This is a genomic window from Bacteroidota bacterium (assembly GCA_008933805.1).
Classification (GTDB): Bacteria; Bacteroidota; Bacteroidia; order UBA8524; family UBA8524; genus SB11.
Genome location: WBUH01000007.1, coordinates 205,430 through 217,846, shown reverse-complemented (window position 1 = coordinate 217,846; position 12,417 = coordinate 205,430). Strand labels below are relative to the sequence as shown.

9 protein-coding genes are annotated in these 12,417 nt (G+C 43.0%); 6 read left to right on the top strand and 3 right to left on the bottom strand.

Features of this window, described 5'->3' with window-relative positions; translation table 11 throughout:
* The first annotated feature begins 27 nt into the window (after nucleotides 1-27).
* Nucleotides 28-732: a hypothetical protein gene (locus F9K23_09160; protein KAB2916266.1), complete on the top strand. Its 705-nt coding sequence runs from the start codon at nucleotides 28-30 to the stop codon at nucleotides 730-732.
* Nucleotides 733-788: 56 nt separating this feature from the next.
* Nucleotides 789-1,457, top strand: a complete 669-nt coding sequence (locus tag F9K23_09155; protein ID KAB2916265.1) for an FMN-binding negative transcriptional regulator — start codon at nucleotides 789-791, stop codon at nucleotides 1,455-1,457.
* A 21-nt stretch (nucleotides 1,458-1,478) separates the two neighbouring features.
* On the opposite strand, the gene F9K23_09150 is transcribed toward F9K23_09155, so the two are convergent.
* Both F9K23_09150 and F9K23_09145 read right to left on the bottom strand, forming a co-directional pair.
* The gene (locus tag F9K23_09150; protein KAB2916264.1) at nucleotides 1,479-2,126 is read right to left on the bottom strand and encodes a hypothetical protein; all 648 of its coding nucleotides are present in this window, start codon (nucleotides 2,124-2,126) and stop codon (nucleotides 1,479-1,481) included.
* Nucleotides 2,127-2,641: 515 nt separating this feature from the next.
* Complete coding sequence (locus F9K23_09145) at nucleotides 2,642-4,330, bottom strand: M3 family oligoendopeptidase (protein KAB2916263.1); 1,689 nt, start codon at nucleotides 4,328-4,330, stop codon at nucleotides 2,642-2,644.
* A gap of 383 nt (nucleotides 4,331-4,713) precedes the next feature.
* Here F9K23_09145 and pyrR point away from each other — a divergent pair, with 383 nt between their 5' ends.
* Complete coding sequence (gene pyrR, locus F9K23_09140; GenBank protein ID KAB2916262.1) at nucleotides 4,714-5,256, top strand: bifunctional pyr operon transcriptional regulator/uracil phosphoribosyltransferase PyrR; 543 nt, start codon at nucleotides 4,714-4,716, stop codon at nucleotides 5,254-5,256.
* Nucleotides 5,249-6,181: an aspartate carbamoyltransferase catalytic subunit gene (locus F9K23_09135; GenBank protein KAB2916261.1), complete on the top strand. Its 933-nt coding sequence runs from the start codon at nucleotides 5,249-5,251 to the stop codon at nucleotides 6,179-6,181. Before pyrR ends, F9K23_09135 begins: the two co-directional genes overlap by 8 nt.
* Nucleotides 6,182-6,570: 389 nt before the next feature.
* Here the strand turns inward: F9K23_09135 and F9K23_09130 are convergent, their stop codons facing one another.
* Complete coding sequence (locus tag F9K23_09130) at nucleotides 6,571-6,981, bottom strand: hypothetical protein (protein ID KAB2916260.1); 411 nt, start codon at nucleotides 6,979-6,981, stop codon at nucleotides 6,571-6,573.
* 58 nt (nucleotides 6,982-7,039) lie between these two features.
* Between F9K23_09130 and trpS the strand changes: the two genes are divergently transcribed.
* The gene (trpS, locus tag F9K23_09125; protein ID KAB2916270.1) at nucleotides 7,040-8,041 is read left to right on the top strand and encodes a tryptophan--tRNA ligase; all 1,002 of its coding nucleotides are present in this window, start codon (nucleotides 7,040-7,042) and stop codon (nucleotides 8,039-8,041) included.
* 296 nt (nucleotides 8,042-8,337) lie between these two features.
* Nucleotides 8,338-11,661, top strand: a complete 3,324-nt coding sequence (locus F9K23_09120) for a PKD domain-containing protein (GenBank protein KAB2916259.1) — start codon at nucleotides 8,338-8,340, stop codon at nucleotides 11,659-11,661.
* Nucleotides 11,662-12,417: the final 756 nt, after the last annotated feature.

Genomic DNA, 12,417 nt, shown 5'->3' with positions numbered 1-12,417 from the left:
GGGTAAAAAGAATATGATATAGTAGAAGTGCAGGACACTGCTATGGACGGCATCATGGGCTTTTTGATGCACCCCGGTACCAGCGGGGTATTAATACTGCTGATATTTTTAGGCATTTATTACGAGTTGCAAAGTCCCGGTTTCGGCTTACCTACCGTAGTGGCTTTGGTGGCCGCTGCATTGTACTTTGCTCCGTTATATCTGGAAGGCTTGGCCGCCAACTGGGAGATTTTGTTGTTTATAGTGGGGGTAATACTGGTGCTGGTAGAGTTGTTTGCCATACCGGGGTTTGGCATTGTGGGCATAACGGGCATAGTAGTGGTGTTTATATCGCTGGTGCTGGCGTTGGTGCGCAATGTATCGTTTGATTTTAGCTACAGTGCCCCCGGCGATTTGGGCATGGCTGCCATGCGGGTAGTAGTGTCACTGGGTGCGTTTATAGTGTTTTTGTTGTTTTTCGGGGCATCGTTTTTCCGCTCTAAACTTTTTAAACGGATGGTATTGACGGATGATTTGGCAGACTCTAAAGCCAATACGATTACCATCAACCCCGATAATCCGTTGATTGGTATGCAAGGCGAATGCTTTGACAACCTGCGTCCGCAAGGAAAGATAAAAATAGGTGAAAAGATTTTTGCGGCTACTTCGCTGGGCGAATATATTGAAAGGGGCAGCCTTGTGATTGTTTTGAAGGAACAAGGCGGTTTGCTGGTGGTTAGGAAAGTGGAGTAAGCACCCCCGAGCTTGCCGAAGGGCGGCAGGCTCAGGATAAGTTAATAGAGTTCAGGATGTACAATTTTTCATACTTCAAAGAAAAGGAAAGACAGGTATTACTGGAGTTTATGGAGAGCAACCCGTTTGCTTTTTTAACGGGAAGTTTTTTATCAGGGCAACAGGTGGCTACACAGGTGCCTATGTTGTTAGACGAACGCAACGGTGAGTTGTTTTTGCAGGGGCATATCATGCGCAATACCGACCACCACAAGGCATTGGTTGAAAACCCTAATCCACTGGTCGTATTTACAGGGCCTAATGCGTATGTGAGTGCTTCGTGGTACACCAACCCCCAAATAGGGTCAACGTGGAACTATATGAGCGTTCACGTAACGGGTGAGCTGAGGTGGATGACTGCCGATGAATTAATAGCATTTATGCGGAAGTTTACCTTGAAGTTTGAAAATGGTAATACGGACTCTTTGACGATTTACGACAATCTGCCCGACTCGTTTTTAAGTAAAATGATGCCCGCTATTGCCGGTTTTGAGATAAAGGCTGAGAAGATGGACAACGTATTTAAACTGAGCCAGAACAGGGATAAAAAAAGCTATCTGAATATTATTTCAAAACTCGAAGAGCAAGGTGGAGACGGTGCGCAAATAGCAGCAGAAATGAAGAAACGCCAAAAAGAGCTATTTCCAGCAGGAGTAACATGGGACGGTTCGAGGTTTGATTCGTAGTGGAGTTAAGTAAGATATTTATTAAATATCACCCGCATATTGTGGCGGAAAAACACTAATACTTTTAAAATTAACAGAGTCAATGCTATAACTGTTTAGTGCTTTAGCATTTCCGATTGTATCGCATGAATGTCTGCTACAATTAAACCAACATAATAACTCTCCTTCTTTGGTATAAAAAACAGACCTTTCCAAACTGCCATTGTTTAGTTCTGAAGAATATATGTACAAGATACCCTGAGCGGTTTTAGATGTTGTAGCCAGTATATCAACTATTAGATATTTAGGAAGTTTTACATTTTTTCCATTGATAAAATGTTCGTCTTCGTTCATTTCATCAAAAGGGAGTTGTCTAACTGCTAGTACAGAATCTTTTTTTCTGAAGATTATCTGCTGATTGATAACTACGTTATTTCCTCCTTGAAAAACTAAGTCATTCAAATAAGTAGAATCGTTTTTTAAAGTTGTTTCAATGGTTACTGTATAATCATCAAAATGATGAACTGTTACGTGATAAGTAAAAAGGCTGTCCTTCTCAGGGTATTTTAGAGAAATCTCACTATAAACAGAATCGATATTACTATTTCGATCCGTTGAATCAGTAGTTTTAGGTCTGCAAGCAGTTAATAAGAGTATAACAACTATTGTAAGGAAAATGTACTTGTTCATTTGATTAAGGAAAGTCAAGATTTTTTAATTGTGAGCAAGAGACCAATGTAGACGATTCAAATTACTGATAATAAAACGTTTAACACTATAATCAATGTGGCCAAATATACATAGTATTGTTTGAGAGCCTTTCTTATCTTCATTAGTTTATAAATTGAAACCCACTCTTTTTGTTTTCCATATTCTTTGAGACGTCTAAGAGATTCTTCATCCGGAATAAAATTAAGTAAACAACTAAATGTCTTGAAAAGTGATTTTAGTACGTTACTGTCATTTGGAAACATTTTAGCCTTGTTTGGAGCATAAAAAGATGTTAGGTCATAAATTTTCAGTGAAATCAATACAGTTATAAAGAGATAAAAAAAAAGAAAAAGGGTGTTAATATAGAAAATGACTATTTCATTATTTGCTCCCCAAGCTAAAGAATGTGATTGAGACATTACATATGCTGTTTTTGAATACTTGGGGAATAATTCATTTGATTACTCCCCGAATATTTGTATAGTAATTAAAAACTATTTCAGTTTTTCATATTCAGCCCAAACAAAGTCAAACAGTTGCTTAATGTATTCAGGGCTAAAATCAAATTTTACACCGGCAGCGGCATAAATTTCAGGGATGGTAGCAGTATTACCCAAGCTAAGAGCTGCTTTATACAACTGTAACCCGCGTTGTGGGTTTTCGGTATAGTTTTTCCAAACACCTATTGCTCCTAATTGGGCAAAACCGTACTCAATGTAATAAAAGGGTACTTCGTAAATATGCAGTTGCTTTTGCCAAGCAGTGTTGTAAGCATCCTCGTACCCGCCCCAATCCGTTAGTCCTGTGCCGAATTCAGCAAAAATCTGCTTCCATGCCTCGGTACGTTCAGCAGCGGTGTGGGTAGGGTTGGTATATAACCAATGCTGAAATTTATCTACCGTAGCAATCCAAGGCAGGGTTTTAATCACCCCTTCCAGTTGCTCGGCTTTCGCACGGCGCAATTCGGCAGGATCTTTCATAAACTCGTCCCACACATCCATGCTTATCAACTCCATGCTCATGCTGGCAAGTTCAGCTACTTCGCTGGGGCAGCTCTTAAAGGCATTCAGTTCAAGGTCTTTGGTTAAAACGCTGTGTATGGCATGGCCGCCTTCGTGTACCATCGTTTCTAAATCGCGCAACAACCCTGCTGAGTTCATAAAAATAAAGGGGTAGTTGCTCACAGCAAGGGGGTAGTTGTACCCACCCGGAGCTTTACCAATACGGCTGTCAAGGTCAAGATGCCCCTTGGCGCGCATGGTACTGATTACCTCCCCAAAAAACGGGTCGAGGCGGTTAAACGCAGCAATAGTTTTTTCAGCCAACTCCTCGCCGTTGTTAAACGGGTGAACGGGGGGCAAACCGTCGGCATCCACATCCCCGTCCCAAGGACGCAGACGTTCGTACCCTAATTTTGCTTTACGTTCTTCGCCCAATTTTTTTGCAATAGGCACTACTTGAGTAGCCACTGCCTCGTGAAATTTGAAGCAATCCTCAACCGTGTAATCAAAACGGCAAAGGGCGCGGTGCATATAATCGCGGAAATTATCAAACCCTGTATTGGTGGCCAGTTTGTGGCGAAGGGTAATCAGTTTATCCAGCAAGGTGTCCAGTGTTTCCCTATCTTGCAGGCGACGGGCACTAATTTTTTCAAACGCTTCCTGGCGTATGTTACGGTCGGTTTTCTTCAGGTAGGCACCCGCTTGTTGTAGGGTTAGTTGCTTGCCTTCCAGTTCCACTGTCATAGCGCCATTTATGGTGCCGTATTTTTGACTTTCGGTTTGCAACTCTACCTCAATTGGTATATTTTCTTCCCTAAACAGTTCCAAAGCAGTAGCCGTATTGCGCAAGTAAATGCTGTGGGCACTATCGGTAAGTTGCTTTGCAAACGGCGAGTGAGCCATAATTTCGTTCAACGTATTTTCAATGGGCGAAATTTGGGGTTGTATCTCACTCACAAAGTACAAGTAAGCGTCCTCAATTTCTTTGTTTGCTGTATCGCAAGTCATGCGGATATACCGCCATGCAAGGTCTTCGCTCACAATGCTCTCAAGGTCGCTACGGTCTTTCAGCCATTGTTTAAACTCTTCGGGAGAGTTGATTTGTCGTTGGGTAAGTTGTGTAAAATAAGGCTCTAACGAAGCCCAATCGGTTACTTTATAGTCAGAAGGGATAAAAGTCATATTGTTTTATTAAGAACAGCGAATTTGGTGATTTTGTTTAAGAGTTGGTGTGGATGTGGATATTTACGATAGCCGGGCTTGCAACAATGGCACGACGGGTATGAAACCCGTCGTTGTTGAGCGTATCGTCTTCGAGGGTTTTAAACCCTCGAAGGCGCAGCCGGTTAAAAGAGCAGCATTTTATATGCTGCTTCAAATGTGAGCCGCGAAGGCACAAAGGTACGAACGGCCAAAGTGTTTTACTTAGCGTCTTTACGGCAAATCATGTTCAGAATTTTTATTCTGCCTTGGTTAATGTACTGTTCAATGATAAATGCGTACCGTCTTCTTTACATTCCGTTAAAAATACATATTTTTGATGCCGCGATAAACAACCTCCGAACTTGGAAGATAAAATCTTACTCACCCCGCAAAAGCTCAGCATTATCCTGCAAAGGCTTGCCTTCCAATTGTATGAAAACCACGGCGATTTAAGTAATACGGTAATTATCGGGTTACAGCCGCGCGGCGTACATTTTGGGAAAGTAGTGTGGGAAAAGGTGAAAGAAATTTCGGGCAACGATAAGATTCCGTTTGGCGAGTTGGACACTACATTTCACAGGGATGATTTCAGGCGCGGAGAGCCTTTGATACCCAGTACCAACCGTATTGATTTTTTGATTGAAGGTAAAAATGTAGTGCTGGTGGATGATGTACTTTACACGGGTCGCAATGTGCGTGCCGCCATGGACGCTTTGACGGCCTACGGACGACCACATCGCGTGGAATTAATGACACTGATTGACCGCCGCTACAGCCGCGAACTGCCTATAGAACCCGATTATGTGGGCAGCCAAGTGGATACGCGCGCCAATGATAAAGTGAAAGTATTTTTTGACCCTATAAACCAAAACAATCAGGTTTTGCTAATAACAGGCAATGAATAGCAGGCTTAGCTCTAATCACCTACTCGGAATTAAGAATATCAACGAAAATGATATACAGTTGATATTTGAAACCGCCGATACCTTTAAACAGGTAATCAACAGGCCCATTAAAAAAGTGCCCAGCCTGCGTGATGTTACCATTGCCAATATTTTTTTCGAAAACAGTACCCGCACCCGCATATCGTTTGAGTTAGCGCAAAAGCGTTTAAGTGCTGATATCATCAACTTCTCATCCTCGCAATCGTCGGTATCAAAAGGCGAAACACTGATAGATACCGTAAACAACATACTGGCCATGAAAGTGGATATGGTGGTGATGCGTCACCCCAAACCCGGTGCCTGTGTATTTTTGAGCAAGCACGTTGATGCCCAGATAATAAATGCCGGCGACGGCACCCACGAGCATCCTACACAAGCCTTACTGGATGCCTTTAGTATCCGCGAGCGGTTGGGCGATGTGGCAGGCAAAAAGGTGGTGATTGTGGGCGATATTTTGCACAGCCGCGTGGCTTTGAGCAATATCTTGTGTTTACAAAAACTGGGTGCAGAGGTGATGGTGTGCGGCCCTACAACGCTGCTACCTAAATACATTGATACCCTTGGCGTGAAGGTGGAAACCAATCTGCGCCGCGCACTGCAATGGTGCGATGTAGCTAATATGCTGCGCATACAGTTAGAGCGTCAGGATATTAAATATTTTCCTACCCTGCGCGAATACACGTTGCAATACGGACTTACGCTGGATATCCTAAACTCATTGGACAAAGAAATAACCATTATGCACCCCGGCCCTATAAACCGCGGGGTAGAAATAACCAGCGAAGTAGCCGACAGCCCCGATCACAGTATCATTCTTCAACAGGTTGAAAATGGAGTAGCCATCCGTATGGCGGTAATGTACCTACTGGCAGGGCAGGCAGGGTAATAATTCGCTATAGTCTTCAAAACTTTTCGCTAATCATCGGTAAGAAATTTCGTGCTACGCATATTAAGGGCTGATTTATCGGGAAAAGATTTCAAATAAACACGGTTTATAACCCATAATGCGTTGCCCTTGTTGTCTGTTTTATCAGCAATAACGGACGTTTCACGTTATTAAAAAATAATATTGCCAAAACTTAGCTGTAAAATTATGGGTGTAATTTGCACCTGTTTTTTTCATATCAAAGAAACTTTGGTATACCCCCTCTGTCAATAGCCGGACGAGGGGGATTTTTGTTTAGCTGAGCAAAAGATGTGATTAACCCTAAAACTACTCTCTATTGTTGGTTAAATTAAATGGATATGAAGAGACAGCTACTAAACTTGATTTTTTTAATAGGATAACCCCATTTTTTGTCTCACTATTTCCAAAATTTTTTTCACCTCCGAAGGAAAAAAGTGGTGCGTGAAAAAGATTTCTTTACCAGAATTCCTTTTGACAATAAAATTTCTCCGATATCCCTCTTTAATTGTGTCTATTTCATCATACCTTAATTTTGTATTTCGCCTCCATGGTCTTAATGGATAAAAGAATGTAATAGAGTAGTCATCAACAAATACAATAACATAGCTATCAACCAAAAGCAGCCACATTCCTCCTGTAGCAAACAGTAGTATTTTAACTATAGCACCCACTATGCTTTCTGATAGAAAGACTACAAGCACCAACACTGCGAGAATAAGAATAAAGTTTGTTAATCCCAGCAGTAAAGCACTTTTTAGAGAATTAAATTTATGTTGCATGGAAAAGAGCCAAGTATACTTCTTTTGTCAAATAATGCAAACTATTATCTTCGCCCCTATGAAGGAAATAGTGGTTAGCGGTATACGCAGCACAGGAAAACTGCACTTGGGCAACTATTTTGGTGCCATTGTCAATTTTTTAAAAATGCAGGAGCAACACAATTGCTACTTTTTTATTGCTGATTGGCACTCGCTCACCACGCACCCAACTCCTGCCGATTTACGCAGCAGCGTTCGCAATGTACTGGTTGAATACCTTGCTTGCGGTATCGACCCTAACGTGGCTACATTGTACATACAGAGCGATATACCTGAAATTGCAGAGTTGTACCTGTACCTGAATATGCTTGCCTATAAAGGTGAATTGGAACGTGTAACTACCTTCAAAGACAAGGCTAAAACTCAGCCCGATAATATAAACGCTGGTTTGCTAACCTACCCCGTACTGATGGCGGCGGACATTATCATTCACCGTGCAGCGTATGTGCCTGTAGGCAAAGACCAAGAGCAACATTTGGAAATGGCCCGCACCTTCGGGAACCGTTTTAACCATTTGTATGGCGAGGAGTTTTTCCCCGAACCGCAAGCATATAACTTTGGTAACGAGTTGGTGAAAGTGCCCAGTTTGGACGGCAAGGGCAAGATGAGCAAAAGTAACGGTGACCATACTTCGATATTTTTGCAAGACACCCGCGACGAGATTATCAAAAAGATGAAACGCTCGGTAACCGATAGCGGCCCTACTGAACCCAACCAAGCCAAGCCCGAACCGATACAAAACCTGTTTGATTTGATGAAGCTGGTTTCAAAACCAGAAACCTATGCTCATTTCGATAATTTGTATAATACCTGTGCCATACGCTACGGTGATTTTAAAATGCAGATTGCCGAAGATATGGATGCGTTTGTAGCCCCAATTCGTGAGAAAATGGAGGCAATTAGCAACGACGATACCTACATAGCCAATGCACTGAAAACAGGTACTGAAAAAGCCCGTGAAAGTGCTCAAGCTACCATCAAAGAAGTACGCAGGCTCATTGGTTTTGGTAAGTTTTATTAAGCGGTAGGGGGCAACCCCGATGTTTGATAACTTCCCTTGTATTTCCCTTTTGATGATTGACCGATAGCTCAATCCCGTGTCATTTTTACCGCAGGGAAGAACCTTATTTCAAATGTATTAGCAAAATGGAATAAGGCGCTTCACTATCGTTCAGCATAACAGCTGCAAGAGCCGAGGCCTCTGTTCCTGCCGAGGGGCTTTGTAATCTTTGTGTCATAATATACGTTTTCAGTAAGTTACGCCCCGCTTTTTAGTCTATTTTTATGTCAGTTGTTGGGATAGTTTTTTAATTACTGATGTATAAACCCTATACTTTACTGGTAGTGCTGGCATTTCTTATGGGATGTGGCCAACTCTACGCCCAATCGTTATCAGGTACAATTCGTTTCACTGAAAACAAGGGACAGATAACCGATGAAAACGGCATTCCTGACGCAACAATATTATATACTGCCAAGCTAAACGGGGCTACAGCATACATCACCCGTAAGGGAATCAATTACGTATTTAATAACAAAACTACTACTTACCGCCTGGATGTTGAGTGGCAGGGTGTTGCCGAAAAGGGCTTATCAATAGGGGAGGAGGCTCAGGGTCACGAAAACTTTTATCTTTCGCATTGCCCTCAAGGAATTATGGGGGTAAAAACCTATAAAAGGGTGGTACTACATAACATTTATCCGTTTACAGATGTGGTGTTGTATGATAATAACGGGTTGCTTGAATACGATTTTGTAGTCCATCCCGGAGGTAATCCCAATCAAATAAAAATCAACTACAAAGGGGCTGACTCAGTTTTTTTATCACCCCAAAACGAGTTAATCATAAAAACTCCGTTGGGTAACATTACCGAGGCTGCTCCTGTTTCTTACCAAAGGACAGGGGAGATAAAATCTAAGTACGTGCTTGCGGGAACTACAGTGGGATTTGCATTTGACCTAGGTTTTCATCCGTACCTGACGCTGACTATTGACCCCGTGATAAAAATTTGGGGCACGTATTACGGCGGCACTAAAAACGATGAAGCTACTTCGGTATATACGGATGTGGACGGTAATGTGTATTTGGGCGGTAATACGTTTAGCGATCATGTGATTGCCCAAAACGGCCACCAAAATACCCGCACTGATAACTGTGATGCTTTTATAGCCAAGTTTGATAAATACGGCAACCGTTTGTGGGCTACGTATTACGGCGGTGAGAATAACGACAGGCTTACTAAAATTACCCCATACTCGGCAGCAGGGTTTTATCTGTGCGGCACTACTCAAAGTGATTCGTTGATTGCATTTGGCGGGCACCAAACCCAAAAGGGGGGCAAGGGGAAAGCCAGTGATAAGGATGCTTTTTTGGTGAAATTTGATAGCAGCGGGGTGCGTTTTTGGGCTACTTATTTTGGAGGCTACAACGATGAGTTGGCCTATGGTTGTGCGGTAGGAAGCGACGGGGATATATATCTGTCAGGCTCTACTACAAGTCCTACAGGAATAGGCTTTAATGGTTTTTTGAACAGTTATAACGACGATGTATTGCCCGATGCCTTTTTAGCCAAATTTGACAGGAACGGAATTTTGCGTTGGGCGACTTACTATGGTGGACTTTTTAGCCACGAATACGGTATTGTAGCCACAGGGCCCGCAGGCGAAGTGTATTTGGCAGGTCATACGGAAAGCAGTACCGATATTGCCGAAAATGGTCATAAAAATACTTTTTCGGGCGTGAAGGATGCTTTTTTGGTGAAGTTTAACAGCAACGGCAATCGTATTTGGGGTACTTATTTTGGAGGGACTGAATACGATGATGTAAAAGACTTTACAACCGATGGCGAAGGCAATTTATATTTTACAGGGCTTACGTATAGTAAATCGCAGGTAGCAAACGGCGGTTACCGCAATACCATAGCAGGGTTGGGTGATATTTATATTGCAAAAGCAGATAGTAGCGGAACGCCTGTATGGAGCACTTACTATGGCGGATACGACGACGATGAGGCGCTGAAAATAGTAACAGATAACAAGAGCAACGTATATGTGAGCGGAAAGACCCGAAGCACAGCCGGCATTTCATTCGGGCAGGCCGGCAATACATTGCAAGGGGGAGCCGATGCTTTTGTAGTGAAACACACTGCAAGCGGAGCCCTTGATTGGGGCATGTACGTAGGAGGTGATGCGGAGGAAGATGGTTTTGTAGCCATTGATACTGCTGGGTTGTTGTATTTGTGCGGTACTACCACCAGTTCGGATATTGCAAAAGACGGACATCAGAATACAAAAGACAGTGTAACCGATGCGTATTTGGTGAAATTTTCTCCCAAGGCTGCCCGTTTACAGCCCATTGTGAAACAGCAGCTTTGCCCCGGTGAAAACGTTAGGATAGATTATACGGTAATTACACAATTAGATACAGGCAATACTTTTACAGCATATCTAAGCGATAGCGTAGGGGAGTTTAGTAAAACCCAACCAGCAATTGCACTGGATAAAAACTACCTACAGGGTTCAGACAGTTTTACTTTTCGCCTTCCCGAAAATTTACCGCCGGGGTATAATTACAGAATACAGGTAATATCATCTATGCCTGCCGATACCCTGACAAGCGCGGCCATCACTGTTAAAGCAAAGCCCGATGTTCGTTTTCTTATAAATGATACTGCACAATGCCGTTTGGGAAATTTATTTGGCTTTACCGATAGTACGGATGCGGCTGTAGATTGGCTGTGGGATTTTGGTGATAATATCAAATCTACCCTGCAACACCCTACGCACAGCTACGCAAATGACGGCATTTATAAGGTGGAACTTAAGGTAAGGGCAGCTAACAATTGCAGTAACAGCGATTCAGCAACAGTAATAGTATTGCAAACCCCTGTTAGCGGGTTTATGACAGATAATGTTCAAATGTGTCTGAAAGACAATAAGTTTAAGTTTACAGATACATCAAAGGGAACGATTGTGAAGTACGGTTGGCATTTTGGGGAAATGGGAACCGCAAACCCCGATACCACCGCTGATGCTGTTAAAACATACGCTGCGGCAGGTAGTTATATCGTTTGGCATAAAGTGATAAACGATATAGGTTGCTCTGATTCAACAGCAACACTTGTGCGTGTATTTCCTCAACCCGATACCCCTGTGATACAAGGAAGCAGTTTCGTATTGGGCAGAAGCACCCAAGTATATCAAGTAACCCCGTCGGCGGGTACTTTTTATAGCTGGTGGGTTGATGGCGGCACGTTGCAAAGTGGAAACGGCACCCCGCAGATAACTGTAGTGTGGAATAACGGTCCTGTAGGTAAACTGCGGGTGGTAGCCACTACCGTTTTTGGCTGTGTGGGCGATACCATTGAGTTTACAGTGGGGATTAGTCCTGTGGGGATTGATGAAGTGGCCTCTAAACAAGGGATAGCGGTATATCCCAATCCTGCAACGGATGTTGTAACTGTTGAAAGTTTGGAAACGATTGGGCAAGTTGTTTGCCGCGATGTATCGGGCAGAGCAGTTACGATACAACTCATTCAGGGGAATACCTACAACGTTTCATTGTTGGCCAAAGGTTTTTATACCGTTGAAGTAATTACTATGCAAGGCACATCGTACATACATAAATTCATTAAGCAATAAGGCTAACACCCCTTTGTGTTTCCCCTTGATAGGGGAAAGCTTGCGCAAAGCTATGATGGTTGATATAGACTGTCTTTCTGACCGCAGGGAAGAACCTTATTTGAAATGTGTTAACAGAGTCTAATAAGGTGCTTCACTATCGTTCAGCATGACAGTAAACCCAGTCATTGCAAGGTTTCACAAAGTAATTTCACCTAATCAATACAAACGGATTGCTTCTAAACCCGAAGACGGTTTTATCGCAATGACGGAATGCGGGTACAGTGCGGTTGCCCATCCTGAGCCTGTCGAAGGAGTGTGTAGGGCGACACCCCTTTGTATTTCCCCTTGATAGGGGAAAGCTGGCGCACAGGCGGTTAAAATTCTAAACAAGAAATTCTAAAAACTGTTGATTGTAAACGGATTGCTTCTAAACCCGAAAACGGTTTTATCGCAATGACGGAATGCGGGTACAGTGCGGTTGCCCATCCTGAGCCTGCCGAAGGAGTGTGTAGGGCGATACCCCTTTGTGTTTCCCCTTGATAGGGGAAAGCTTGCACACAGGCGGTTAAAATTCTAAATTCTAAACAAGAAATTCTAAAAACTGTTGACTTGTAAAAGGATTGCTTCTAAACCGAAGACGGTTTTATCGCAATGACGATAGACGTACGAGTGCGGTTGCCCATCCTGAGCCTGCCGAAGGAGTGTGTAGTGCGACACTCCTTTGTATTTCCCCTTGATAGGGGAAAGCTTGCGCAAAGCTATGATGGTTGATAT